Here is a 23,667-nt window from a genome sequence, read left to right on the forward strand (position 1 = left end):
CCGCCACCGCGCGTCCTGGTCCGCGCCGTACGGCGTCAGCGGAAGGAACGGCGGTAGGCGGCCGGGGTGGTTCGCAGGGCGGTGTGGAAACGGCGGCGGAGGTTGACCGCCGAGGAGAGACCGACGCGGGTGGCGATGGTCTCGACGGGCAGGTCGGTCTCCTCAAGCAGGGCGCGGGTGGCGGCCAGGCGGCGTTCCAGCAGCCAGCGGGCCGGGGGGACGCCGAGCTGGTCGGCGAACTGCCGGGTGAGGGTCCGGGGGGAGACGCCCGAGTAGGCGGCCATGTCCTCGACGGTGATCGGGTCGTGCAGGCGCGAGAGCAGCCATTCGAGCAGGGGCGCCAGGGGAGCCGGCATGGGGCCGGTGGTCGGCAGGGGAGGGTACTGCCGCTGGCAGCCCTCGCGGTGCGGACCGGCGGCGAGCTGACGGCCGATGCGCATGGCGTGGGCGGCGCCGTACTCCTGGAGGACCTGGTGGAGGCAGAGGTCGAGGGTGGCGGCCGAGGCTCCGGCGGTGGCGACGTCGCCGTGGTCGACGTAGATGATGGTGTCGTCGAGGATGATGCGGGGGTGGCGGGCGGCGAGTTCGCGGGAGAGCTCCCAGTGGACGGAGGCCCGGCGGCCGTCCAGGAGCCCCAGGGTGGCGGGGACGAAGATCCCGGAGCCGACGGCGACGATGCGGGCGCCTCGTGCGTGGGCCTGGGACACCGCGCGGAGTACGGCGGGCGAGGGGGTGAGAGCCCAGCTCCAGCCCGCGATGATCACGGTCTTGGCGTCGTCGACGGCCTCCAGTCCGCTGTCGACCTGGATGGGGACGCCGAGGGTGGTGGGCAGGGAGCCGGGGTGCTCGGCGCACAGGCCGAAGCTGTAGTGCTGGGGGATCGCCGAGCCGTGGTAGCCGAAGACGGCCGAGGCGGAGGTGACCGGGTAGAGCTCCTGCTTCGGAGCGACCAGGGCGACCACACGATGCAGGCTGAGAGAGGCCGGGGGTGGTTCCGGGCAGTCCAGGGACATGGCTCAAATGTACCCAATGATGTCATTCGGGACACCGGCGCCCTGGATTGGAGAAACTCAGAATGAGGATTTATGTGGACGAGGAACTTCAGCCTCTACTTCGGAGCCCGTACGATCTCACTGCTCGGCGACGCGATGATGCCCGTCGCCTCGGCGCTGGCGGTCGGAGAAGTCTACGGGATCGCGGGTGTCGGCTACACGCTCGCGATCTGGACCACGTCAGCCGTGCTGGTCATGCTGTTCGGCGGGGTCTTCGCCGACCGGATCGGCGCCCGGCGCCTGATGATCGGCGCGGACGCGCTCAGGGTCGTCACCCAGGGATGCGTGGCCGTCGCCTTCCTGGACGGCGCCCCGCCGCTCGCCCTGCTGCTGACGATGGCGTTCTTCTCCGGCATCGGCGCCGGGACGTTCGAACCGTGCATCAACGGCATGGTCCCCCTGGTCGCGAAGGACCCGCAACGGGCCAACGCGACACTGAAGATCGCCGAGGCGATCACCCAGCTGGCGGGTCCCGCGCTGGCCGGAGTCCTCATCGTCGCCACCGGCCCGGTCTTCGTCTACACGGTCGACGCCGCGACCTTCCTCGTCAGCGGGGTGGCCCTGCTGCTGATCCGGGTCGCCGTACCCAAGCCGGGCCCCTCCAACGTGCTGGGCGACCTGCGCAGGGGCTGGGAGGAGTTCAGGGCCATGAACTGGATGTGGTCGACCATCCTGGTCTGGGTCTTCTGGGGCGTTCTGGTGATCGGGCCGTACGTGCCGCTGTCGTCGCAGGTCATCGGGGCCGACTACGGCTGGGTGATGGCGGCGCTCGGCCTCGGCACCGTACTGGGCGGGCTGGTGGCGATCAGGCTCAGACCGGCCAAGCCGCTGGCCGCCGGGGCGACGGCACTGAGCGGCTACATGGCCGCGCCCCTGTCGGTCGCGCTCGGACTGCCGCTGCCGATGCTGATGGCCGGGCACCTGGTCGGCGGGGTCGCGATGGCGTTCTGGTCGGTGATGTGGTCGACCAGCGTCCAGACGAAGGTCGCGCCGGACGTGATGAACCGGGTCAACGCCTACCAGGTGGCCGGGTCGGTCTCGGGCATGGCGGTCGGGCAGGCGATCGCCGGTCCGGTCACCACGCTGATCGAACCGCGCACCTTCATCATGGGGTCCGCCCTGGTGACGTTGGGCGTGGCGGCGGCGCTCCTGCTGATCAGGCCGGTCAGGCAGCTCGGCCGGGCCCCCGAGGAGACCGGCGGCCCGTCGATCGTGGCCCCGGCCGAGTCGCTGACGTAGCAGGTGCCCGGGAGGGCCGGGCCATCGTGGTACGCGGGGGCGCCCACGGTGGCCCGCAGTGGTCCATGGTGGCCCGGGGCACGGCCCGCTGTTCGGCCGGAACCCGGCGAAGACGTTGTCGCCGATCAGAAATCGAACGTTCCAATTTTCACGTGGCCTATGAAGGCGTCCCATCCGGAGACACCGAAGGCCAGGGCCGGGCCGGAGGGATCTTTGCTGTCGCGGACGGCCACCAGGCCGGGGAGGTTCACGGCGACCTCGACACAGTCGTCGTGGGTGCCGCTGAGACTGCTCTTGTGGAACTCGGCGCCTGTCAGATCGGGAATCATGGGGGCTCCTTGCCTTAGGGCGGGCGGTCTGGTCCTCACTCTGCGAGGTGGTCCCAACACGCGCAAGACCTCCATGTCGTATGGGCATACCGGGGCTCATGGAAGGGCGGGGCCGGACATACAAGTCGATCATGCGCTTCCGGGAGTAACAAGGGTCACCCACTGAGCCGCGTCGATAAGGTTGGGGCACCGACCGCTCGACCCCGAAAGGCCAAGATCAACCGTGGCTGATTCGTTCGTGCACCTGCATGTTCACACTGAGTACTCCATGCTGGACGGCGCGGCGAAGATCGGGAAGATGGCCGATCGGGTCAGTCAGCTCGGCATGCCCGCCATCGCGATGAGCGACCACGGCAACCTGTTCGGCAGCTACGAGTTCAACAAGAAGGTCACCGGCGCCGGGATCAAGCCGATCATCGGGATCGAGGGCTACGTGAGCCCCGAGTCCCGCTTCCACAAGAAGCCCGTCTTCTGGGGAGAGCCGCACCAGCGCAAGTTCGACGAACAGCGCGGGGTCGGCGGTGACGTGTCGGCGTCAGGCACCTACCTGCACAAGACGATGTGGGCCTACAACGCCCAGGGCCTGAAGAACCTCTTCAAGATCTCTTCGCTGGCCTCGCTCGAAGGCCACATGAAGAAGTACCCCCGCATGGACGACGAGCTGTTCGACCAGTACCACGAGGGGATCATCGCGACGACCGGCTGCCCGTCCGGCGCGGTCCAGACACGGCTGCGGCTGGGCCAGTTCGACAAGGCACTGGAGCACGCGGCGAAGTACCAGGAGATCTTCGGCAAGGAGAACTACTTCCTGGAGCTGATGGACCACGGGAAGATCCTCATCGAGACCTGCGTCCGCGACCAGCTTCTGGAGATCGGCAGGATACTCAACATCCCGCCGCTGGTCACCAACGACTCCCACTACGTCACCGAGGACCAGGCGACCGCCCACGACGCGCTGCTGTGCGTCGGCACCAACTCCCAGATCGACGCGCCCGACCGTTTCCGCTTCTCCGGAGCCGGTTACTACATCCGCTCCGCCGAGGAGATGCGCGGCCTCGACCACGACGAGCTGTGGAGGCAGGGCTGCGACAACACCCTGCTGATCGCCGAACGGGTCGAGTCCTACGAAGAGGTGTTCGCCCACCGGGACCTCGCCGCCAAGTTCCCCGTCCCCGAAGGGGAGACGGAGATGAGCTGGCTGCGCAAGGAGTGCGCCCGCGGCGCCGTGCGCCGGTTCGGGGACCCGGTCCCCGCCGAGGTCCTCGAACGCATCGAGTACGAGCTCGGCGTGATCGAGACGATGGGCTTCCCCGGCTACTTCCTCGTCGTCGCCGACATCTGCCAGTACGCCCGCGACAACGGCATCTGGGTCGGCCCCGGACGAGGTTCGGCCACCGGGTCGATGGTCGCCTACGTCACCGGCATCACCGAACTCGACCCCATCGAGCACCAGCTACTGTTCGAGCGGTTCCTCAACCCCGAACGAATCTCGATGCCCGACGTCGACCTGGACTTCGACGAGCGTCGGCGCGGTGACATGATCCGCTATGTCACGGAGCGGTACGGCGAGGACAACGTCTCGCTGATCATCACCTACATGACGATCAAGTCGAAGGCGGCCGTGAAGGACGCGGGGCGCGTCCTGGGCTACCCCTTCGCCGTCGGTGAGAAGATCACCAAGGCGTTCCCGCCCGCCGTCATGGGCAAGGAGATCCCGCTCAGCGGCATCTTCGACAAGGACCACCCCCGATACGCCGAGGCCAGCGAACTCCGCAAGCTGTACGAGGAGGACGCCGACGTCAAGAAGGTCATCGAGACCGCGCTCGGCCTTGAGGGGCTGACCCGGGGCACCGGTGTCCACGCCGCCGGCGTCATCCTGTCGTCCCAGCCGCTGGTCGACGTCATGCCGATCTTCATGCGGCAGGACGACGGCGCCCGCATCACCGGCTTCGACGGGCCGTCCAGCGAGAGCATGGGCGCGCTCAAGATGGACTTCCTGGGCCTGCGCAACCTCACCGTGCTCGGGGACGCGGTCGAGAACATCAAGGCCAACCGCGGTATCGAACTCGACATGCTCAAGGTGCCGCTGGACGACAAGAAGGCCTACGAGCTGCTGGCCGCCGGGTGGACGCTGGGCGTGTTCCAGCTCGACTCGTCCATGATGCGCGACCTCACCAAGCTGATCGCCCCCACGGAGTTCGAGGACGTCTCGTCGATCCTCGCGCTGGGACGTCCCGGACCCATGGGCGCGAACGCGCACGTCAACTACGCGCTGCGTAAGGCGGGGACGCAGAAGGTCGAGCCGATCCACCCCGACCTCAAGGACGCCCTGGAGCCGATCCTCGGCAACACCTACCACCTGGTGGTCTACCAGGAGCAGGTCATGGCCATCGCCCAGCAGCTCGCCGGCTACACCCTCGGCGGCGCCGACATCCTCCGGCGCGCGATGGGCAAGAAGAAGAAGGAGGAGATGGACAAACAGTGGGCCACGTTCTCCTCCGGCATGATCAGTAAGGGTTTCACCGAGGAACACGCCAAGGCCGTCTGGGACGTCCTCGAACCCTTCAGCTCCTACGGCTTCAACAAGTCCCACACCGCCGGGTATGGACTCGTCTCCTACTGGACCGCCTATCTGAAGGCCAACTACCCCGCCGAGTACATGGCGGCGCTCCTGACCTCGGTCGGCACGAACAAGGACCGCATGGCCATCTACCTGGCCGAATGCCGCCGGATGAAGGTCCGGGTCCTGCCGCCGTCGGTCAACGAGTCCAACCTCCGGTTCTCCGCCGTCGGCGAGGACGTCCGGTTCGGCCTCGGCGCCATTCAGAACGTCGGCGACGGTCCCATCCAGGGGATCATCTCGGCCCGCAAGGAACACGGGAAGTACACCGATTTCAATGACTTCCTGACCAAGGTCCCCGTCCAGGTCTGCAACAAGCGCACGATCGAATCACTGATCAAGGCCGGAGCCTTCGATGACCTTGACCACCCGCGATTCGGGCTCGTCATGGTCCACGAACAGGCCATCGACTCCGTCATCGACGTCAAGAAGAAGGAGGCGATGGGGCAGGACTCCCTGTTCGGCGCCTTCGAGGACTCCGGTGACGGTGACGCGGCCTTCGCCGTCGTCGTCCCGCCGAACGAGTGGGACAAGAAGACCAAGCTCGCCTTCGAGCGCGAAATGCTCGGCCTCTACGTCTCCGACCACCCTCTCAACGGCGCGGAACGCGTTCTGGAGAAGAACCGCACCCACTCGATCGCGCAGGTCCTCAACGGCGACGCCGACCGGGAACGCGGTGAGATCAAGATCTCCGGCATCATCTCCGGCGTCGAGAAGAAGGTCACCAAACAGGGCAACGTCTGGGCCATCCTCAAGATCGAGGACCACGACGGCAGCCTTGAGGTCCCCTGTTTCCCGACCACCTACCAGCTCTACGGCGACAACCTCGCCCCCGACCTCGTCGTCGCGTGCACCGGCAAGATCCGTATCCGGGAGAACGGCGAGGACGCCAGCGTCAGCTTCAACGCCGTCGCCTTCGAGTTCCTCGACATCTCCAAGGTCCCCCAGCCCGGCGACAAGGACCCGATCGTCATCTCCCTCCAGGAGAGCAAGATCGACCGAAAGCTTGTCGACGAGCTGAAGCAGATGTTCCGGACCCACAAGGGCGACACCCCGGTCCAGTTCATGGTCGAACGGCTCAACCGGCGCAAGGTCCTCGTCGGTCTCGCCCCGGAGTACAAGGTCAACCTCGCCAACGGCGCCTTCGCCGGAGACCTCAAGGTCCTCCTGGGCCCCAACGCCCTGGCCGACTACTGACCCTTGACCGGCCTGGCCTCCTCGGTTCGCTGAGGAGGCCGTACGGCCTGCGCACTTCGACGGCGTCCCATCCGGCAGGCCGGCCGTGACGGCATTCTCACCGCCGCACGTATGCCTCGATGCCGTCGAGAATCCTCGCGAGACCGAACTCGAAGCCGTCGAGCGGGGGTTCGTCGGAGAGGAACATCGGGTCCTCCATCGCGTCCGCGACGGCGTTCAGGTCGCGGGATCGGAGCTGGCCGTCCAGGAAGACGCGGACCGCGCGCACCGCCCGTTGCTGGTCGGGATTCGCCCGGCGCAACGCGGCCGGTGTCGGGGTGTTGCGCCGCAGGTTGGCACCGTACCGGGCGTGGCTGTCGAGGAGATACGCGCAGTTCAGCGTCTGCTGCGCCGCCATGCCGGTCGATCCGAGCACGGTGATCAGCGCGTTCAGCCAGGCCGCGTTGTGCGGGGTCAGGGAGACGGTCGTCGGCACGTCCAGCAGCCATGGGCGGGAGATGAAGCGTTCGAACAGTCGGCGTGACCACAGCGCCGCCGCCTCCCGCCAGTCGCCGTCCGGCAACGCGGGCGGGTCGCCCCAGGCGCGGTCGGCCAGGAGCACGATGAGCTCCTCCTTGGAGCTGACGTAGCGGTACAGGGCGTTGGTGGTCACGCCGATCCGGGCGGCCACCTTCGGCAGCGAGGCGGCGGCGATGCCCTCCTCGTCGGCCAGCTCCGTCGCCACCGCGATGATCTTCTCGACGCTGTGCGCCGGTTTGGGGCCGCGCCGCCCCCCGGTGTCGACCACGCCCCAGGCCGCGGCCAGGCCCGGCGGCAGCGCCTCAAGGTCGGCGGGTACGGGGTCGTGACTCTTGCGTGGGGTCATGGCCTGCGTCCTCTCGAAGATCCAAGAGAAATAGTAGACGGCTTACACAGTTGTTGCTACTGTGCATGCCATGAACACTTCATGGCATGCACAGATTCAGTTCCCGTCTGTGGCGCGCCGCTGGATCGGCCTGGCCGCGGTCCTCGGCGCCGTTTTCGCGATGGCCGAACTCCCCCTGTACTTCGTGGTCCCCACCTGTGACCCCCCGGCCTGCGGTGTCGAGACCGGCAGCCTCATGCCGGACTGGCTGATCCTCACCCGTACGCTCTTCAACTTCCTCGCCCTCACGCTGTTCCTGGTGTTCATGGCCGGCGTCCGGCCCCTGATCGCGCAGGCCGACGCCCGGTTCGAATGGTTCGGCGCGGTCGCCGGTACGGCGGGCGTGGCGTGGACGATCGTCGACATGGTCGCCAAGGGGATCGAGGGCAGCAGCGCCATCAAGGCCGTCGAGGAGATCGACCCGACCCGCACCGTGCCCACCTACCTGCTCTACGGCTCCATCACCCATCTGATGCTGGTCGTCTTCGGCGTCGCCTTCGGATACGCGGTGCTGCGTTCCCGCGCCCTTCCCGGCTGGGTCGGCTGGTCGTCGTTCGCCATCGCCGCCCTGCACCTGGCCGGGGTGCCGTCGATGTTCTTCGGCTTCAACTCCGACGAGTTCTACGCCTCCAACGGCTGGGGCGCGGTCGCGATGTTCAACGGCATCGCCGCCACCTGGCTGGCGGCCGTGGGCGTCGCGACGCTGAGGAGGAGGACTCCGCGGAGACTGGCCGCCCACGCCTAGGCACCACACGAGTGGCGAGCCCACGGGGGCCTCGCCACTCGTTCTGTCATCTCAGGAACGATCAATCACGTTGTGTCGGTGGGCGCTGCGAGTCTGGTGGGATGATCACGACTCCTGGCGACCACTCCTGGTTCTCCCAGCGCTTCCCCGACCTGGCGGACGCCTACTGCTTCACCTACGTCCACGGCCTGACGCCCGAGGAACTGATGGTCCGGCTCGGCGCCCGGGTTGAGAACTGCTCTCGCATAACACTTGATGGGCTGATCCGGCGGCAGACCTTCGGCGCCGCCTCCGTTGGAGACTGGGTGCTCCTCGTCGAGGCCAACAGTGGGCTTGGCGTCACCGAAGAGGTCATCGTGCCGCTGTCGGCGGGCACCCGCCTTGTCTCCCACTTCTACCTCGAAATCGAGGGCATGGACTACTTCCACTGGATCGACGACGGAAAGATCCGGTTCGAGTTTCTGCACCAGGAGGGCTACTCCCACTGGATCAAAGACGGGAAGGTCCAGCTTGAGTTCCCGCCCCAGGAAGGCTACTCGGAGGAGATGCCGGACGAACTCGCAGAGGTCATGGAACGGATCGACTCCCCCGTCTATCCGATCGCCGACCCCCACGCAGGACCGGCGTTCCTCCTGGCCGAGCACCTCACCGGGATCACGATGACGCCGCAACTGCTGGAGGAGTCCACCTATCTGTACGGAGACATCGCCAGATCGAGGTGAGCAGCCAGCCTCCCGCGGTCCCGTGAATTGAGTGTGGTGGGCTGGTTAGAGGGGCGTTGGGCTGATGGGGCCCCATCTGATGAGGGCTGGTTGGTGGCCGCGTTGGGTGCCGGTGTGGGGGTCGATTTTGAAGGCGCCGAACAGGGTGGTGGTCTCCAGGTCGGTGGCGGCCTGCCACAGAGCGGTACGTGAGGTGCTCCCGGCGGTTGTCGCGCAGTGGGTGGCGATGGTCGCGGCGGCCACGGCCTGGACGGCCGGGTAGTCGGGGAGTACTCCGGTGCGGTCGTGGTAGGCGGTCAGGAAGGTGTGCTCGTCCATGCCGAGGCGGGGTGTGGGTGTGGTGCCGGGGAACCACTGCCCGATGCCGTAGGTCCCTTGGGGGTTGTCGAGGGCCTGGCCGAACTCGTGGACGCCCGCCGCGACCGCGCACACCACCTGGGGTGGTACGGGCAGTGCCCTGGCGCGTTCGATGGTTTCGACGTCTTCTTCGAAGGCTCCGGCGCACAGCAGCGCCCACGGTTGGGTCGTGGTCGCGTTGGCCAGGTCGTCTGAGGGGCCGAGCCGTACGGTGGGCAGGCCCAGGGTGTGGGCGGTGGTTTCGGCGCCGTCGCTGACCTGTCGGCCGAAGCTGCCCTTGCCGGTGGCGATCCACAGGGGCAGGGGTGTGGTGGTGGTCAGGTGGTGCAGGAAGGGGGTGGCGTACTGGCTGGTGGGGGTGAGGATCGAGACGAGGTGGCCGGGGTGGGAGGCTTCGACGTCGTCGCCGGATCCGCCGTGGTTCCACAGCAGGCGGTCGTGGTCGGCGGCCAGGTGGGCGGCGGTGCGGGTCAGGTGGGTGGAGTAGGGGCCGAGCAGGAGGTCGCACCGGTCGGCGAGGTCGCGGAACCCCGCCCGTAGGACCGCAGGATCGCTGTGGTCGTCCTGGATGAGGAGGTTCAGGGCGGGGTTGGCGGTGTGCCAGATCTCCAGGCCGAGTTGGGCTTGGTGTCCGAAGCGGGCGTGTTTGCCGGACAGCGATAGGAAAGCGCCGAGGGTGAGGGTTGTCACCGCATTTTCACCTCGTATCGGAACTCGTGACTGTCTGCGGCTGGACTTCCAGAGACACCATAGGTGTGACCGTTTGGCGGTGTTGAGAGGCCCCTCCGCATTGCGGCGAACACGGAGGAGCGGTTTTGGCTCCTGTTTATGGTGTTGTTCGGCCGCCGTAATGGTCTGGCGATGGATGGATGCTCAGAAGTGGTCGAATCCGGCTACTTGTCCGATGACGAACACGTGTCTGCTGGCCGCGCAGACAGTTTCCAATGCATGGATGGGGATGTCGTCGGTGCTGATGCTGATCCGGAGTACCTGTACCACCCATTCGCCGGGTACTTCCAGCAGGTCGGCTTCGTACGGTGTCGGTGGCCGGGAGGTCAGTGTCTCGGTGGCGTGGCTGAAGCGGTGACCGAGGTCTTCGATCGCGGCCTGGAGGGTGGGCAGCACGAATTCCTGCTTGTCCAGCCTGGTGTCCTGGGCGACGTCGAGGCGGAAGTAGCTGGTGGAGATCCGTACGGGCACGTCGTTGGCCCAGAACATCTTGCGGCGGGCGATCACGGTGTCGCCGGGTTCGACGCGTAGGGCGACGGCCACGTGTTCGCTGGCCGGCTCGGGGCCGATGAAGAGCATCTTGCGCTCTGGTTTGAGCCCCTGGCTGGCGGCTTCGGTGAGGTAGAGGGATTTCGAGCCGCGTACCGCCGGTGGTGTGGGGATCGCCCGCTCCACGATGACGCGCGGGCGTGGCTCGATGGGTCCTGTCGGGGCCTGGTGGGATGGGGCTCCGGCTTTCTTCATCTGGCTCACCCTTCCCGGGGTCACTCCCAGGTGGCGGGCGATGTCGTCCTGTTTCATGCCGGACTCCTGGGCCTCGATGATCGCGGCGCGGCGGATTCGGGAGAGTTCTACGGATTGGCCTTGCAGCGTTGCCATAGCGGCGGATGCGGCGCGCGCACGGTCAAGTGGGTCGGAAATGGCTGCGATGTCATGCAGCGTCCTGGCATCCAAGGTATCGGTCCTTCACATCGCGTCCACTCGAAATTTAGCCCCCCTATTGCTTCACTGTCGACGGCGGGCTATCGTCCGAGCACATGGACTTTAGCCCCCATAAACAAGAGGGCATTAAGACCATAACGGACAAATGCGAGTGGATTGGTGGCGGTCACGTCGTCCAGTCTGTCGCACTCGCGAGTGATACGCCGCGCGGCCGAGGACTTGGCGGTCACCGGCCGCGCGGTCACAGCTTCGACATGAGATCGGCCCCGGAATCGCGGTGAGGCAACACCGGCCGGGGCCTTGATCAGGAAGGCACTCCTGACGTGAGCAAGACTAGTGCTCCGGGTTTCGGCCCGGACACGTCGATCCGGGACGGCTGTGGCTGCTTCGCCGGTGCCGTACCCCTGCCCATGGGATGCGCTCGCTGCGGCCATTCCCCCTACGCCCACGGATGTCCGCACCAGGACGAGCACGACTACGTGCAGCCGTCCGGGCTGCTGATGAATGCCCGTCTTCAGGCGCGTCGTGCGTACGGCCCTCAGTCTCTTCCCGCGCCTCGGCCTCCGGTGGAGGTGGCGCCCGCCGAAGTGATTCCGCTGGTACCTGCTCAGCGTCGTCCCGATCCTGAGCCGGTGGCGCCTGCGATGGCTCCGGCCGCGAACGCCGTGCCGAATGGTCCTGTGGGGGCGGTCGTGCCTGGTCAGGGTCGGTCTGCTCCTGGAGTGGAAGCGCCCGCGCCGGTCCCGGCCGCTGTACCGGATGGTGTCGTGGAGCCGGTTCCTGCGGATGACCCGGTTCCGGCTCTGGAGCCCACGCCTGTCGCGTCGGTACGGCCTGTCCGGCCGCCGTTGCCCAGGTGGGTTCGGCGTCCGTTCCCCCGGGTTCCTCGATCCGGGATCACCTGGACGAGGGCGCGCCAGCCCAACCGCCATGGTGTACGGCCTGCGAGCGGCGGGCCATACCGGCGTGGAGACCGATGTCGCGTTCCCCGTGCTCAGGCGGTCTGTCGGCCTGGTGCTCGCGGTCCTCGGTCTTCGGCTGTGCCGTACGGCGCGCGGCTTCTCTCTTGTCCCGCAGGGCAGGCCCGTCTGGCGATCACCCTGGCCAGGCACGCCTCTGGTCGGATCTTGGAGGTTCAGATCATGCACGACACCCCCGGTTGTCCGGTGATCCCGGGCTGGCGGTTGATCATCAGTGACGCGGGCCGGTTCTGGGCCTTCCGCACCCACCTCTTTCCCCGCGTCGCCGTACGGGCCGGGGCGCAGTCGGCTGTGGACGCCGACACCTTCGACGAGATCCAGGCCGTCGTCGCCGAGCAGGAGGAGACCGCCCGTACCGCCCTGGTCGAGGAGGTCACCTCGTGACCGGACGGCACAGGGACGGTCTGCCGTACGCGCCGGTGTATCGGCGGGTGTGGGACGGCCCAGCTCGCGCGGAGGCCGAACGGATCGACCTGGCCTGGGCCGACTGGACGGTGCTCTACAGCCTGGGACGACGCGCCTTCTACGCGGTGGCCGCCTGGGACGGTCCCCGGCCGGTGATCGTGGAGGATCCCACCTCCGAGGGGTTGGAGGAGCGGATGCGGGAGGCGGAGATGATCCGGGCGTTCCGGCTCTCGCCGCGGTCTTCCCCGGCGCCGGTTCGGCGTAAGAGGGGCGGTACCGGCCGTCCGTCTTCCGGGGCGCGGAACGGGGAGGTCGGCGGGGGGCGGCCTTCGCCGGGTGGGGTTACGGCGTTGCGCGGGTTGTTGCGCTCCTAGAAGCCGGTACGGCGGGCGGTGGAACGTCGTCTCGCCGTACCCCATGAACGTGCGGCTCAGGTGGGAGGGACCTGGGCCGCACACCTCCGCAAGGCGGCTCCCACACACGCCGGGACAAAGGGGTGTCGGGGAAGAGGGAGTCGTCTGGCGCACCGGCCCCGTATTCGTGGGCCGGTCCTCCTCCAGGGCGCCCGGCCACCTGCTCCCCGGCTCGGGGCCGGGCGCCCGCCCCCCGAAAAGGGCGCCGCTCCACCGAAGCCGCTACTGACCCCCTACGGAGCCCTCATGTCCCCACTCAAGGCCGTCGCCCCTGACGGCACCTTCTCCACCGGACCGGACACCACCGAACGACTCCTCACCCCCGGCGAGGTCGCCAGGATCTTCGGCGTCGACCCCAAGACCGTCAACCGGTGGGCCCTCACCGGGAAGATCCCCTCGGTGCGCACCCCCAGCGGCCACCGCCGCTATCGCGAAACCGACATCACCGCCCTCCTCGACGGAGGCTGTCCCCAGGGCGGTCCCACCGACCGTCGAACCTCCCGGGGATGAGGGTTCGGCCGGCCCTTCGCGATCACTGGTGCCTCCGGCCGCCACGAAAAACCAGGAGAAATACGTCCTTTCAGGTTACAAACGAGGTATGTCTACTTTTTACCTATATGTGTTTTTCTGTCGGCTTTTCGGGTAGGGGGACAGCCTGTTCGGAAACCGGATGCTTCCGACACGTTTAAAGCGGCAGACGTTTGTCCTGGACAACGTCTCCTTCCCGCCGGTGGCCCGTCGAGGCTTCGGGCGGACGGATTCCACGACGGAGTGATCGTTTAGGGGTGGCGATCGTGAAATGCGGAGTGCAGATGGCCCTGGCGGTCGGCGCGGGCTACTTCCTTGGCCGGCGTCACAAACTACGGACGGCGCTGGCGCTGGCGGCGGCGGGCGCGACCGGTCGGCTGGGCATGGGCGGAGGCGGCCTGCTGCAACAGGGCCTGAAGCAGCTCGGGGCCTCTCCCGAGCTGGAAAAGCTCACACAGAACGTGCGAGGCGAACTGCTCGACGTGGGTAAGGCCGCGGCCAGGGCGGCGGCGAGCAGGCAGATCGACTCACTGACCTCCAAGCTTCACGAACGCGCCGAGTCGCTGCGCGTCCCCGGTGGTCTCGCGGGTGAGGAAGAGGAAGAGGAGGAGGAGACGCGTCCGAGGAGGCGTCGTCCTACCGAGAGCCGGGGCCGTACGGCCCGCAGGTCCCGTGAGGAACCGGAGGACGAGGAGGAGGAGTTCGAGGACGAGGAGGAACCGGAGGACGAGTTCGAGGACGAGGAGGAAGAGGAAGAGGAGCCTCCGCGGGGCCGGGGCCGGGCCGTACGGGTCCGGAGTCCGCAGCGGGAGAGGGCCTCCCGACGTGACCGTCCCGTCCGCCGCGTCCGGGATGAGGCGCGATGACCGAGCAGACGAGGACGAAGGGGAAAGCCGGAGAGATCACACAGACTCTTCCCGTCGATCAGCTCACCGAGGAACTCCGCAATCTCGCCGAGGCACTCGGAGAACGGCTCCTGTCGTCCGCGACCGAGAAACTCGGCGGACTGACCGGCCGGCTGACCGACTACGTCGACAAGGGCGACGGCGGGGTGGTCGGCCTCGTCGGATCGGTGATCGGCTCGAAGCACCCCGTGGCCAGCGGGCTCAAGGAGGTGGCGAAGACAGCGGCCGGAGGCCTGCTCCAGAAGGTCACCGGTGGCGGCAAGGGCGGCAGGGGGAAGAAGCTCAAGGTCACCAACATCGTCGAGACACTCGACGTGGGAGCCCCGCTACGGCTCGTCTACGACCAGTGGACCCAGTTCGAGGACTTTCCCAGCTTCACGAAGAAGGTCGAGGGGGTCCAGCAGGAGGCCGAGGGAAAGCTCTCCTGGAAGGCACAGGTCTTCTGGTCCCACCGGACCTGGGAGTCGACCATCGTCGAGCAGATCCCCGACCGGCACATCATCTGGCGTTCCAAGGGAGCCAAGGGCCACGTCGACGGCGCCGTGAGCTTCCACTCGCTCGGCCCCGACCTGACCCGTGTCCTGCTCGTCCTGGAGTACCACCCACAGGGACTGTTCGAGCGCACCGGCAACCTGTGGCGGGCGCAGGGCAGGCGGGCACGCCTGGAGTTCAAGCACTTCCGGCGGCACGTCATGACGCAGGCGCTGCTCCATCCGGACGACATCGAGGGCTGGCGTGGCGAGATCCGCGACAGCAAGGTCGTCAAGGACCACGAGACCGCCCTGCGGGAGGAGGAGTCGAGGGAAACCGAGACCGAGGAGACAGAAGAGGACCAGAGAGAACCGACGCCCGTGAACGGCGAACACGCCGCCGGGGCCGAGGAGGAACCAGAGGCGTCCGCGCAGGCGAGGCGTCCGGTACGGCGCCGCCGCGCCGAAGCCGAGAAGCCCGAAGAGCCCGAAGAGTCGGAGGAGCCGGAGGAGTCGGACGAAGCCGATGAGGCCGATGAGGCCGAGGCTGCCACTCCGAGGCGTCCGGTCCGGCGTCGCGCCGCGGACACGAAGACAAGGGAGGCTCCGCGCCCGGCCCGCCGCCGGGCAGCCGCCCGGAGCACGTGACGTGGGATCCGGGAGGACATCGCGGAGCCGGGGAGGGGCGGCTGATGACCATCGTGCAACCTTCGGGAGCGGGAGGGGGTGGCGGATCCTCCTCGGGACTGGCCGACGTCATCGACACGATCCTTGACAAGGGCCTCGTGATCGACGCCTTCGTCAGGGTCTCGCTCGTCGGCATAGAGATTCTGACGGTCGACGCCCGCATCGTCGTGGCCAGCGTCGACACCTATCTGCGTTTCGCGGAGGCCGCGAACCGGCTCGACCTCACGCAGACAGGAGGAAAGGGCCTGCCGGAAGTGGTGCAGGACATGACACAGGGCGTGGGCAGGGCGAAGACCAAGGGCATCACGCAGGGGGCGCTGGACGCGGCGGGAGACAAGCTGCGTGACTTCCTGGGTGCCGAGGAGTCCGAGGAGGAACCCGAACCGGCGCCTCGCAGACGGCGAAGGCGGGAGGACTGAGATGCCCCGCTCCACGAAAGAGACCGAGACCGCAGGGACCGGCGAAGCCGTACGGCAGGTGGGAGGCGGCGCCTCCTATGTCTACGGCATCGTGCCGGGCGACACCGAGGTGGACCCTGACGCCAGGGGAGTCGGTGACCCGCCCGGACGGATCCGGCTGGTACGGCACGGCGAGATCGCCGCCCTGACGAGCGAGATCGCGCTGGACCGCCCGCTCGGCAGGCCGGAGGACCTCTTCGCCCATCAACGGCTGTTGGACGAGGCCGCCGCCGAGGTACCGGTGCTGCCGCTGCGCTTCGGAGCGGTGCTGACCGATGACGGGGCGGTCGTCGACGAACTGCTCGCTCCCAACCACGACGCGTTCCGCGACGCGCTGGACGACCTGGAAGGGCGGACGGAGTACATCGTCAGGGGCCGCTACGTCGAACCGGTGGTGATCGGTGAGGTCCTGGCGGAGAACGCCGAGGCCTCCCGGCTGCTCGACGGGATTCGCGGCAAGCCGGAGGACGCGACATGGGACGCGCGAATCAGGCTCGGTGAACTGCTCGGCGAGGGTGTGGCGGCCAGACGTGACGCTGACACCGAGGAGATCGTCGGTGCCCTCGCCCCGCTGAGCGTCGCCGTCGCCGTACGGGAGCCGACCCACGAACAGGACGCCGTGCACGCGGCGTTCCTCATCGAGACCGACCGGTCGGAGGAGTTCGAGCGGGCCGTCGAGGAGTTCGGCGACCGGTGGGCGGACCGGGTGACCGTACGGCTGCTCGGACCGCTGGCGCCGTACGACTTCGTCACGACCTCGCAGGCGGGGGAGGGATGACGGATGGACCTGTTCGGCCTGACCCTGGGCCTGCCGTTCGCTCCGATCCGTGGGCTGATCCGGCTCGCGGAGCTGATCGAGGAGCAGGTCGAGCTGGAGACACGGAGCCCGGCCGGGGTCCGGCGGAGGCTGGAGGAGATAGCGGAGGCGAGGCGTGCCGGTCTGATGACCGAGGAGGAGGAGACCGAGGCGGTGACGCGGGTCCTCGGGCGGTTGACGGGCCGCCCCGGCACAGACGGCACCGCCCTGCCGGGCGACGGGGAGAGGGGGTGATCCCGTGCCGGCCAGGCGCAGAACCCGCGGTGAGCGGATCGCCGAAGTGGACGTCTCCGACGACCTCTACGACGAGGAACCCCTTGAGGAGGAGGAGCCTCCGCGGACCAGAGGGCGGCGTCTCACCGCGGGGACCGTGGGCCGGGTCGCCGTACGGGAGATCACCGAGCTGACCGCGAAGGTGGTCGAGGGCGTCACGTTCGTGCAGCCGAAGGAGGACGGCTGGCTCGTCGGGGTCGAGGTCGTCGAGGACCGTCGCGTTCCTTCCTCCGGGGACGTCCTGGCGCTCTACGAGGTCGAACTGGACCGGGAGGGAGACCTGCTGTCCTACCGCAGGACACGGCGCTACAGGCGCGGCAGGGGAGACAGTGAGGGGCCGTGAGATGACCGATCCGGTACGACCCGGTTCCACGGTGCCCCAGGGATACGGCAGCAGGTCGCTCGCCGGACGGGAGACGACCAGCCTGGGCGACATCCTGGAACGCGTGCTCGACAGAGGCGTGGTGATCGTGGGAGACATCCGCGTGAACCTGCTGGACATCGAGCTGCTCACGATCAAGTTGCGCCTGCTGATCGCCTCGGTGGACACGGCGCGTGAGCTGGGCATCGACTGGTGGGAGCACGATCCGTGGCTGACCTCGAAGGACCGCGACCTGGTTGAGGAGAACCGCAGGCTCCGCAGGCGGCTCACCGCGCTTGAGGAGGACGGGCTCGTCGAGGCGCGGGAGGACCTCAGGGGCGTGACGCGCGGCGGGGCCACCGGAGAGCGGTCACGCGTGCCGAGGGAGGGCCGTGACTGAGACCGGCACATACGTGTACGCGATCGCACACGGCGCGGGCGGCCCCGACCCGTCCGGTCTGGAGGGGGTGGGCGGCGCGCCGGTGAGGACGATCGAGCACGCCGGTCTGGTCGCGTACGTCAGCGCCGTGCCGCTCGACCGGTTCGGGGAGGAGCCGCTCCGGCGCTCGCTGGAGGACCTGGACTGGGTGGAGGCCACCGCCCGCGCCCACCACCGTGTCGTCGAGGCCGTCTCGGAGGCGGTCGCGACGGCCCCGGTGCGGCTCGTCACGGTCTACACCGGCGAGGAGCAGGTGAGCGCCCTGCTGGAACGGCGGCACGACGACTTCGCCGAGGTGCTCTCCCACGTCGCCGGGCGCAGGGAGTGGGGGGTGAAGGCCTACGCGGGGCAGCCCGCGGGGACCCCGTCGTCCGGCGGGCGGGAGCAGGAGGGCGAGAGCCCGGGAACGGCCTACCTGAAACGGCGCCAGGCGAGCCTGCACGACCGGGACACCGCGTGGCGCCACGCGGCGACCGAGGCCGAGCGGGTCGACGCCGCGTTGTCCGCCGTCGCCGTGGCGAGCAGACGTCACCGCCCCCAGGACCCCGAACTCTCGGGACGTGAGGAGTGGATGGTGCTCAACGGTGCCTATCTGGTCGACGACGACCTCGCCGACGAGTTCGTCGCGACTCTCGACACTCTCCGTGGGCGGGGTCTCGACCTGGAGCTCACCGGCCCGTGGGCCCCCTACTCCTTCACCGACATCGACCTTGGTACGGCGGAGGCGCCGGATGACGTCTGAGGTCTCCCGAGGAGCCGAGCTGACCCGGCGGGGACGGTTGCCACCGGAGCGGGTGGCGCTCGTCGATCTCCTGGACCGGCTGCTGGCGGGTGGCGTCGTGGTGACCGGCGACCTCGTCCTGTCCATCGCCGACGTCGATCTCGTACGGATCTCCCTCCGCGTGCTGATCACGTCCATCACGGAGGCGACCATGATCGATCCGGAGGGCCTCGGTGAACCGGTCAGGAGATGAGCCGCCCGTGTCCGGCGGCCCGAGGCAGGGGACGGCACGGTCCAGGACGACATGGTCGGCCGGGGTGCTTTCGGGGGCGGCCCGATCAAGGGTGACCTGGCCGCGTGGGACGCGGCCGGAGAAGAGGCGCTCCGCCGTACGGCGGGACGGCTGGCGCCTCGACACCGACCCCGAGCGGGTCGAGCGCGACCTGACGTGCCTCGTCCTCACCCTCGTCGAACTGGTGCGTCAGCTGATGGAGCGGCAGTGCGTGCGACGGATGGAACAGGGGGACCTGTCCGACGAGCAGATCGAGACACTGGGCCTGACGCTGATGCGCCTCGAAGGCGCGATGAAGGAACTGTGTGAGCACTTCGACCTGTCCCCCGCCGATCTCAACCTCGACCTCGGCCCTCTCGGGACGCTGCTCCCCATGGACTGACGGTGGGCCTTAGGAGGATTTGTGGAGGTTTTCAGTGATTTATGGGGATGAACGGCATCTGTTTCGGAGCCCAAGGAAGGGGTGCGGGAAAGGAGGACGAGGCGGGGGAGGGAAGGCTAGTCTCTGATCGTGCTCGGGCTGATATCGCCAGACTTGCCAAGGTCCAGCCTGCTCCAGCCCCTCCAGTCCGGACACTTCGCACCTTGTGCCACCCGTCGCACACCAGGCGGGATCCCTTGGTATGACACAAGCCGGACCCGCGATATGGGCGAAGGGCGGACAACGCCTAGGCTTGTCCGCATGACTACGTGGAGTGTGCCGGGGCTGCCCAGCGAGGGCCGCTGCCTGGTGATGGGCGTGGTCAACGTCACCCCTGATTCCTTCTCCGACGGAGGACAGTGGTTCGACGTGGCGACGGCCGTACGGCATGGGCTTGAGCTGGTCGAACAGGGTGCGGACATCGTCGATGTCGGCGGCGAGTCCACCAGGCCCGGTGCGGCCAGGGTCTCGCTCGCCGAGGAGCTGGCCAGGGTCGAACCGGTCATCAGGGCGTTGAGCCGAGAAGGCGTCACCGTCAGTGTCGACACCATGCGGGCCGAGGTCGCGCAGGCGGCGGTCAACGCGGGTGCGAAGCTCGTCAACGACGTCAGCGGCGGCCTGGCCGACCCGGAGATGCCGAGAGTGGTGGCCGCCGCCGGCGTGCCGTACGTGGTGATGCACTGGCGCGGCCACAGCCACTCGATGGACAGCCGGGCGATCTACGGTGATGTTGTGACCGAGGTTCGCGAGGAGCTGTCGAAGCGGGTCGCCTCCGTGCTCGCCGAAGGGGTCGCGGAGAGTCAGATCGTGCTCGACCCCGGGATCGGCTTCTCGAAGAACTCCGACCACAACTGGGCCGTGCTCGCGGGCATCGACCACCTCGCCGAGCTGGGATACCCCCTGCTCATCGGAGCATCACGCAAGCGTTTTCTCGGCCGTCTGCTGGCCGACCAGGACGGTACCCCCCGACCCTTCGGCCAGAGCGACGACGCCACGATCGCCGTGACCGCCCTCGCCGCGCAGGCGGGGGCCTGGTGCGTTCGAGTGCACGACGTACGCCCGAACGCGGACGCCGTCCGCGTGGCCGCAGCAGTTCAGAGAGCGAGATCATGAGCGTCGACACCACCGCCGTCGAGACGGTCAACCAGGCGTTCTACACCGCGATCGAGAACGCCGACCTCGACCGCATGACCGAGATCTGGGCCGAGGACCTCGAAGGTGACCAGGTGAGCTGCGTGCACCCGGGGTGGCCGATCATCAACGGCCGCCAGGAGGTGCTGCGCTCCTGGGCGCTCATCATGGCCAACACGCCCTACATCCAGTTCGTGCTGACCGACGTCCGCGTCATGGTGCTCGGGGACGTGGCGATCCTCACCTGTGAGGAGAACATCCTCACCGCGGGCGACGAGGGTGATTCCAGCTTCGCGGCGGGAAAGGTCGTGGCGAGCAACACCTTCGTCAGGACCTCCGGTGGATGGCGGCTCTGGCTGCACCACGGATCTCCCGTTCTGCAAACCGACGACGACGAGGAGGAGGAAGCCGCGTGACGGACCGGATCAGCGTCAGGGGCCTGAGGGCGCGGGGGCGCCACGGCGTGCTGGCCGCCGAGCGGGAGCTCGGCCAGGAGTTCGTGGTGGACGTCACGCTCCTCCTCGACACCGCCCCGGCCGCCGAGGGCGACGACCTCGACAAGACCGTCGACTACGGAGAGCTCGCCCAGGACCTGGTCAAGGTCGTCGAGGGTGAGCCGGTGAACCTGATCGAGACGCTGGCCCAGCGCCTGGCGGACGTCTGCCTGGCCCGTGAGGCGGTTCGGTCGGCCGAGGTGAGCGTGCACAAACCCGCCGCACCCATCCCGCTGCCGTTCGACGACGTGGTCGTGACGATCATCAGGAGCAGATCATGAAGATCGTGCTGGCCCTCGGCAGTAACCTGGGCGACCGGTTCGACACGCTGCAGGGCGCGCTCGACTCGCTGTTCGACTCCTCGGAGCTGGAGTTCGTCGCGGTCTCCCCGGTCTACGAGACGGACCCGGTCGGGGGGCCCGAGCAGGGGCCGTACCTCAACGTGGTGGTCATCGCCTCCAGCACCCTGGAACCCAGGGCGCTCCTCGAACGTGCTCTGAACGTGGAGAACGTCTTCGGCAGGGTCCGCGCCGAACGCTGGGGCCCGCGCACCCTGGACGTCGATCTGATCGCGGTCGGCGACCTGACCTCCGACACCCCCGAGCTGACGCTGCCACACCCCAGGGCGCACGAGCGCGCCTTCGTGCTGGTCCCCTGGGCCCAGATCGACCCGGACGCCGTACTCGGCGGGCGTGGGATCACGGAGTTGCTCGCCGACCTGGATCAGACCTCTGTACGGCTTCGCCCAGACCTGACCCTCCAGAGGCCGGAGTGAGGCCGAGCCGTCCCGGGGTGCTCGTCGGTGTTCTCGTCGTGTGCGCCATCGTGTCGTGGGCGTTGCTGAGGCCGTTCTACTCGATCCTGCCGAGGGTGCCGTGGACGGCGATCCCCACGGTTTTGCTGCTGGCGATCGGTGAGGCCTACAGCGGGTGGATGACCCGGGCGAGGATTGAACGGAAGCCGGACACCAAGCCCGTCGAACCGCTCGCGGTCGCCCGCCTCGCGGCACTGGCCAAGGCGTCGGCGTACGCGGGGGCGGTCTTCGGGGGCATGTTCGCCGGATTCACCCTCTACACCGCCGAACTCCTTGAGCAGGAGATCCCCCGCCAGGACTTCATGATCGCGGGCGGCTCGTTCGTCTCGTGCGTCCTCCTGATCGGCGCCGCCCTCTACCTCGAACACTGCTGCAAGGTACCCAAGGACTCCGAAGAGGAACGGTGACTCTTTGCTTCGCCTGGTAGCGCGCAAAGGGGCAGGCGCAGGGGGGTAGTCCCTACCCGTGATCTTCATGCTGGCCGCAGGGACACGGCGGCGCCCGGATGATCCACTGTTGCCCTCCGGCGAGAAGGGAAACGGGAGATGGAGCAGTGTGATCGGCGGGCTGCGATCGGAGCGGCGGCCGCGCTGTTGGTGGGTGGCACGACCGTGATGGCGGGCAGCGGAACCGCCCAGGCGGAGACCTCCGGGGAGCAGGCCAGGAAGTCGTTCCGGGTGGTGGACCGCCGGGGCCGGCAGCGTTTCCTGGTGAGTTCGAGCAAACCCCCGATCATCAGCGGAGGTAAGACGTATCCCGCCGACCAGCGCCAGGGACCAGAAGGCACCTATCTGATCTTCAATGACGGCGACGGCAACGAGAAAGGAGGAATCGTCTCCTCCTCCGTCGGGGCCAGCATCTCGCTCGACTACACCAACGCGCAGGCGATCACGTTGGCCACCCGCTGGGAGGGCGTTCACGGTGCGGCGATGCTGGAGATGAAGCACATGCCCGATCCGGCGCTCCCGATCGACCGGGTGCCCGCCATGCCGCCTCGCGTCCAACTCGGCTACAGCACCCCGGAAGGAGCTTTCCTGGTGCTCAGCGACTCGCGAGGACGCCCGAGGATCGTGCTGGAGATCGACGGCGACGACAACCCGATGATCAAGGTGCTGGACTCCGAGGGCAAGGTGGTCGGCCGGCTTCCCGAAACGCCGGACGGGCAGGGCCCGTAGCCGTCGTCCAAGATCGCTGATCCAAGCCGGACGTTCGGCTGGGCGTCTCGCCATGTGGCGGCCGTGTGTTGTCTCACCAGGGGCTCTTGCCGGTGGGAGGCGGGTTGACGGTGTCGCTGCCCCAGGACAGGCGTTGGTCGACGGGGATTTCCATGATCTCCAGTTCCTCGTCGGCCAGCAGGGCCGCGACGCACTCCGGACTGCCGCCGATGTAGGTGGTCATCAGGTCCACGTCGGTGGCGACGCACCAGGCCCGGTCCTGCGGCCACCACAGGCTGGCGTACCGACCCGACCATGGGATGTCGGAGAACGAGGTGGTCGCGGCTCGCAGCGGACCCTCCAGAAGCAGCATCGACCGCGCGGGCATCTCGACTCTGGGGATCTCCTCGTCCTCCACGGGGAGGTTGAGGTCGCCGAAGCCCTCCCAGACGGCGAACCAGCACCGCTCGGGGGTGGTGGTGCGCGGGGAGAGCAGGTGGACCAGCCGGGCGACCTGCCGTAGCGGCAGTGTTCCCTCCTCGGGCGGATAGCTCCAGATGCCCGGCTGCTCGTCGTTGAAGAAGCTCCATGCACCGGTGATGTACGGCCACTGCATCCCGGGATGCGGGACGCGCCCGTTGGCGAGGGCCACCTTCCTCCAGGAGGTCTCCTGCTCGACGCCACCCACGGTTATGCGCGGCGGATGGAACAGCCGGGCATAGGCCCCGAAGACCGGCGGCAGCATGCACGCCACGATGTTCCAGTCGAAGGGGAGCGTGGCGGAGACGGCCCAGTCGGCGGGCCGTACATCGGTGCACAGGGTCAGCTCACCGAGGGTGAAGGGCTCGTCCTGCCTGTTGGCGACGGCAGGAGGCCTCACGGGCTTGGGCGCGAGCCCAGGCCGGGACTTGATGTGCATCTCCGTCTCTTCGTGATGCCCGCTGGCGTCGATGGGTTTGAGCACCCTGGGCAGACGCCTTTGGTGCTCCGGGTCGGAGCTTTCCTTCGTCATTCCGTCGCCTCTCTCCAAGCTGTGTTTCTTTGCGCCGCCTTCGGCGTCGCGGGCTT

Annotated in this window: 29 protein-coding genes; 23 read left to right on the forward strand and 6 right to left on the reverse strand. The window is 68.1% G+C overall.

Going from position 1 to position 23,667, the window contains the following annotated elements:
* Positions 1-35: 35 nt before the first annotated feature.
* On the reverse strand, positions 36-1,013 hold the full coding sequence (locus ABZ470_RS10675) for a helix-turn-helix domain-containing protein (protein ID WP_362911156.1): 978 nt from the start codon (positions 1,011-1,013) through the stop codon (positions 36-38).
* 72 nt (positions 1,014-1,085) lie between these two features.
* Between ABZ470_RS10675 and ABZ470_RS10680 the strand changes: the two genes are divergently transcribed.
* On the forward strand, positions 1,086-2,291 hold the full coding sequence (locus ABZ470_RS10680; protein WP_362911157.1) for an MFS transporter: 1,206 nt from the start codon (positions 1,086-1,088) through the stop codon (positions 2,289-2,291).
* A gap of 125 nt (positions 2,292-2,416) precedes the next feature.
* On the opposite strand, the gene ABZ470_RS10685 is transcribed toward ABZ470_RS10680, so the two are convergent.
* Positions 2,417-2,620, reverse strand: coding sequence for a DUF397 domain-containing protein (locus ABZ470_RS10685; RefSeq protein WP_352014762.1), 204 nt, complete (start codon positions 2,618-2,620; stop codon positions 2,417-2,419).
* Between the two features lie 223 nt (positions 2,621-2,843).
* Between ABZ470_RS10685 and dnaE the strand changes: the two genes are divergently transcribed.
* Positions 2,844-6,437: a DNA polymerase III subunit alpha gene (gene dnaE, locus ABZ470_RS10690; protein WP_352014761.1), complete on the forward strand. Its 3,594-nt coding sequence runs from the start codon at positions 2,844-2,846 to the stop codon at positions 6,435-6,437.
* 97 nt (positions 6,438-6,534) lie between these two features.
* Here dnaE and ABZ470_RS10695 read toward each other — a convergent pair whose 3' ends face one another.
* Complete coding sequence (locus ABZ470_RS10695; RefSeq protein WP_352014760.1) at positions 6,535-7,302, reverse strand: TetR/AcrR family transcriptional regulator; 768 nt, start codon at positions 7,300-7,302, stop codon at positions 6,535-6,537.
* Between the two features lie 109 nt (positions 7,303-7,411).
* On the opposite strand from ABZ470_RS10695, the gene ABZ470_RS10700 reads away from it, so the two are divergent.
* Both ABZ470_RS10700 and ABZ470_RS10705 read left to right on the forward strand, forming a co-directional pair.
* Positions 7,412-8,086: a hypothetical protein gene (locus tag ABZ470_RS10700; RefSeq protein WP_362911158.1), complete on the forward strand. Its 675-nt coding sequence runs from the start codon at positions 7,412-7,414 to the stop codon at positions 8,084-8,086.
* 101 nt (positions 8,087-8,187) lie between these two features.
* Entirely contained in the window at positions 8,188-8,808 is a 621-nt protein-coding gene (locus ABZ470_RS10705; protein ID WP_362911159.1) for a DUF6461 domain-containing protein, read from the forward strand.
* 45 nt (positions 8,809-8,853) lie between these two features.
* Here ABZ470_RS10705 and ABZ470_RS10710 read toward each other — a convergent pair whose 3' ends face one another.
* Positions 8,854-9,855, reverse strand: a complete 1,002-nt coding sequence (locus ABZ470_RS10710; RefSeq protein WP_362911160.1) for an ABC transporter substrate-binding protein — start codon at positions 9,853-9,855, stop codon at positions 8,854-8,856.
* Positions 9,856-10,038: 183 nt separating this feature from the next.
* The gene (locus ABZ470_RS10715; protein WP_362911161.1) at positions 10,039-10,848 is read right to left on the reverse strand and encodes a UTRA domain-containing protein; all 810 of its coding nucleotides are present in this window, start codon (positions 10,846-10,848) and stop codon (positions 10,039-10,041) included.
* A gap of 1,130 nt (positions 10,849-11,978) precedes the next feature.
* On the opposite strand from ABZ470_RS10715, the gene ABZ470_RS10720 reads away from it, so the two are divergent.
* The 19 genes from ABZ470_RS10720 (at position 11,979) to ABZ470_RS10810 (ending at position 22,620) form a co-directional block, all read left to right on the forward strand.
* Positions 11,979-12,200, forward strand: coding sequence for a hypothetical protein (locus tag ABZ470_RS10720; RefSeq protein WP_362911162.1), 222 nt, complete (start codon positions 11,979-11,981; stop codon positions 12,198-12,200).
* Positions 12,197-12,595, forward strand: coding sequence for a hypothetical protein (locus ABZ470_RS10725; protein WP_362911163.1), 399 nt, complete (start codon positions 12,197-12,199; stop codon positions 12,593-12,595). Before ABZ470_RS10720 ends, ABZ470_RS10725 begins: the two co-directional genes overlap by 4 nt.
* Positions 12,596-12,880: 285 nt before the next feature.
* Positions 12,881-13,144, forward strand: a complete 264-nt coding sequence (locus ABZ470_RS10730; protein WP_362911164.1) for a BldC family transcriptional regulator — start codon at positions 12,881-12,883, stop codon at positions 13,142-13,144.
* A 275-nt stretch (positions 13,145-13,419) separates the two neighbouring features.
* Positions 13,420-14,028 carry a hypothetical protein gene (locus ABZ470_RS10735; protein WP_362911165.1) on the forward strand — a complete coding sequence of 203 codons (609 nt, stop codon included), beginning with the start codon at positions 13,420-13,422 and terminating at the stop codon, positions 14,026-14,028.
* Positions 14,025-15,185, forward strand: a complete 1,161-nt coding sequence (locus ABZ470_RS10740; protein ID WP_362911166.1) for an SRPBCC family protein — start codon at positions 14,025-14,027, stop codon at positions 15,183-15,185. The genes ABZ470_RS10735 and ABZ470_RS10740 overlap by 4 nt, the downstream gene beginning before the upstream one ends.
* A 44-nt stretch (positions 15,186-15,229) precedes the next feature.
* The gene (gene gvpJ / locus ABZ470_RS10745) at positions 15,230-15,643 is read left to right on the forward strand and encodes a gas vesicle protein GvpJ (RefSeq protein WP_362780971.1); all 414 of its coding nucleotides are present in this window, start codon (positions 15,230-15,232) and stop codon (positions 15,641-15,643) included.
* A 1-nt stretch (position 15,644) separates the two neighbouring features.
* A complete protein-coding gene (locus ABZ470_RS10750) occupies positions 15,645-16,460 on the forward strand; it encodes a GvpL/GvpF family gas vesicle protein (RefSeq protein ID WP_362911167.1) in 816 nt (271 codons plus the stop codon).
* Positions 16,461-16,463: 3 nt separating this feature from the next.
* The gene (locus ABZ470_RS10755; RefSeq protein ID WP_352014141.1) at positions 16,464-16,733 is read left to right on the forward strand and encodes a gas vesicle protein G; all 270 of its coding nucleotides are present in this window, start codon (positions 16,464-16,466) and stop codon (positions 16,731-16,733) included.
* A 4-nt stretch (positions 16,734-16,737) separates the two neighbouring features.
* The gene (gene gvpO, locus ABZ470_RS10760; RefSeq protein ID WP_362780974.1) at positions 16,738-17,115 is read left to right on the forward strand and encodes a gas vesicle protein GvpO; all 378 of its coding nucleotides are present in this window, start codon (positions 16,738-16,740) and stop codon (positions 17,113-17,115) included.
* A gap of 1 nt (position 17,116) precedes the next feature.
* Positions 17,117-17,533: a gas vesicle protein gene (locus ABZ470_RS10765; RefSeq protein ID WP_362911168.1), complete on the forward strand. Its 417-nt coding sequence runs from the start codon at positions 17,117-17,119 to the stop codon at positions 17,531-17,533.
* Positions 17,526-18,314: a GvpL/GvpF family gas vesicle protein gene (locus tag ABZ470_RS10770; protein WP_362911169.1), complete on the forward strand. Its 789-nt coding sequence runs from the start codon at positions 17,526-17,528 to the stop codon at positions 18,312-18,314. Before ABZ470_RS10765 ends, ABZ470_RS10770 begins: the two co-directional genes overlap by 8 nt.
* A complete protein-coding gene (locus ABZ470_RS10775; protein ID WP_352014137.1) occupies positions 18,304-18,546 on the forward strand; it encodes a gas vesicle protein in 243 nt (80 codons plus the stop codon). Before ABZ470_RS10770 ends, ABZ470_RS10775 begins: the two co-directional genes overlap by 11 nt.
* A gap of 91 nt (positions 18,547-18,637) precedes the next feature.
* A complete protein-coding gene (locus ABZ470_RS10780) occupies positions 18,638-18,967 on the forward strand; it encodes a gas vesicle protein K (RefSeq protein ID WP_362911170.1) in 330 nt (109 codons plus the stop codon).
* Between the two features lie 300 nt (positions 18,968-19,267).
* Positions 19,268-20,119 carry a dihydropteroate synthase gene (gene folP, locus ABZ470_RS10785; protein ID WP_352014135.1) on the forward strand — a complete coding sequence of 284 codons (852 nt, stop codon included), beginning with the start codon at positions 19,268-19,270 and terminating at the stop codon, positions 20,117-20,119.
* A complete protein-coding gene (locus ABZ470_RS10790) occupies positions 20,116-20,553 on the forward strand; it encodes a nuclear transport factor 2 family protein (protein WP_352014134.1) in 438 nt (145 codons plus the stop codon). Before folP ends, ABZ470_RS10790 begins: the two co-directional genes overlap by 4 nt.
* Entirely contained in the window at positions 20,550-20,912 is a 363-nt protein-coding gene (folB, locus tag ABZ470_RS10795; RefSeq protein ID WP_362780988.1) for a dihydroneopterin aldolase, read from the forward strand. Before ABZ470_RS10790 ends, folB begins: the two co-directional genes overlap by 4 nt.
* Positions 20,909-21,406: a 2-amino-4-hydroxy-6-hydroxymethyldihydropteridine diphosphokinase gene (gene folK, locus ABZ470_RS10800; RefSeq protein ID WP_352014132.1), complete on the forward strand. Its 498-nt coding sequence runs from the start codon at positions 20,909-20,911 to the stop codon at positions 21,404-21,406. Before folB ends, folK begins: the two co-directional genes overlap by 4 nt.
* The gene (locus ABZ470_RS10805; RefSeq protein WP_352014131.1) at positions 21,403-21,852 is read left to right on the forward strand and encodes a DUF3180 domain-containing protein; all 450 of its coding nucleotides are present in this window, start codon (positions 21,403-21,405) and stop codon (positions 21,850-21,852) included. Before folK ends, ABZ470_RS10805 begins: the two co-directional genes overlap by 4 nt.
* Before the next feature lie 138 nt (positions 21,853-21,990).
* Positions 21,991-22,620: a hypothetical protein gene (locus ABZ470_RS10810; RefSeq protein ID WP_362911171.1), complete on the forward strand. Its 630-nt coding sequence runs from the start codon at positions 21,991-21,993 to the stop codon at positions 22,618-22,620.
* 73 nt (positions 22,621-22,693) lie between these two features.
* On the opposite strand, the gene ABZ470_RS10815 is transcribed toward ABZ470_RS10810, so the two are convergent.
* Complete coding sequence (locus ABZ470_RS10815; RefSeq protein WP_362911172.1) at positions 22,694-23,611, reverse strand: hypothetical protein; 918 nt, start codon at positions 23,609-23,611, stop codon at positions 22,694-22,696.
* Positions 23,612-23,667 lie beyond the last annotated feature (56 nt).

This window comes from Streptosporangium sp. NPDC020072, assembly GCF_040631445.1.
In the GTDB taxonomy this organism is placed as follows: Bacteria; Actinomycetota; Actinomycetes; order Streptosporangiales; family Streptosporangiaceae; genus Streptosporangium.

Bases quoted from the DNA above. Each gene is read 5' to 3' on its own strand.
- ABZ470_RS10705 (WP_362911159.1), top strand. From the start codon at position 8,188: ATGATCACGACTCCTGGCGACCACTCCTGGTTCTCCCAGCGCTTCCCC.
- ABZ470_RS10815 (WP_362911172.1), bottom strand. From the start codon at position 23,611: ATGACGAAGGAAAGCTCCGACCCGGAGCACCAAAGGCGTCTGCCCAGG.
- ABZ470_RS10680 (WP_362911157.1), top strand. From the start codon at position 1,086: ATGTGGACGAGGAACTTCAGCCTCTACTTCGGAGCCCGTACGATCTCA.
- ABZ470_RS10775 (WP_352014137.1), top strand. From the start codon at position 18,304: ATGACGTCTGAGGTCTCCCGAGGAGCCGAGCTGACCCGGCGGGGACGG.
- ABZ470_RS10695 (WP_352014760.1), bottom strand. From the start codon at position 7,302: ATGACCCCACGCAAGAGTCACGACCCCGTACCCGCCGACCTTGAGGCG.
- ABZ470_RS10810 (WP_362911171.1), top strand. From the start codon at position 21,991: ATGGAGCAGTGTGATCGGCGGGCTGCGATCGGAGCGGCGGCCGCGCTG.
- ABZ470_RS10740 (WP_362911166.1), top strand. From the start codon at position 14,025: ATGACCGAGCAGACGAGGACGAAGGGGAAAGCCGGAGAGATCACACAG.
- ABZ470_RS10675 (WP_362911156.1), bottom strand. From the start codon at position 1,013: ATGTCCCTGGACTGCCCGGAACCACCCCCGGCCTCTCTCAGCCTGCAT.
- ABZ470_RS10750 (WP_362911167.1), top strand. From the start codon at position 15,645: ATGCCCCGCTCCACGAAAGAGACCGAGACCGCAGGGACCGGCGAAGCC.
- gvpJ (WP_362780971.1), top strand. From the start codon at position 15,230: ATGACCATCGTGCAACCTTCGGGAGCGGGAGGGGGTGGCGGATCCTCC.
- folK (WP_352014132.1), top strand. From the start codon at position 20,909: ATGAAGATCGTGCTGGCCCTCGGCAGTAACCTGGGCGACCGGTTCGAC.
- ABZ470_RS10790 (WP_352014134.1), top strand. From the start codon at position 20,116: ATGAGCGTCGACACCACCGCCGTCGAGACGGTCAACCAGGCGTTCTAC.
- folP (WP_352014135.1), top strand. From the start codon at position 19,268: ATGACTACGTGGAGTGTGCCGGGGCTGCCCAGCGAGGGCCGCTGCCTG.
- ABZ470_RS10730 (WP_362911164.1), top strand. From the start codon at position 12,881: ATGTCCCCACTCAAGGCCGTCGCCCCTGACGGCACCTTCTCCACCGGA.
- ABZ470_RS10720 (WP_362911162.1), top strand. From the start codon at position 11,979: ATGCACGACACCCCCGGTTGTCCGGTGATCCCGGGCTGGCGGTTGATC.
- ABZ470_RS10685 (WP_352014762.1), bottom strand. From the start codon at position 2,620: ATGATTCCCGATCTGACAGGCGCCGAGTTCCACAAGAGCAGTCTCAGC.
- ABZ470_RS10765 (WP_362911168.1), top strand. From the start codon at position 17,117: ATGACCGATCCGGTACGACCCGGTTCCACGGTGCCCCAGGGATACGGC.
- ABZ470_RS10755 (WP_352014141.1), top strand. From the start codon at position 16,464: ATGGACCTGTTCGGCCTGACCCTGGGCCTGCCGTTCGCTCCGATCCGT.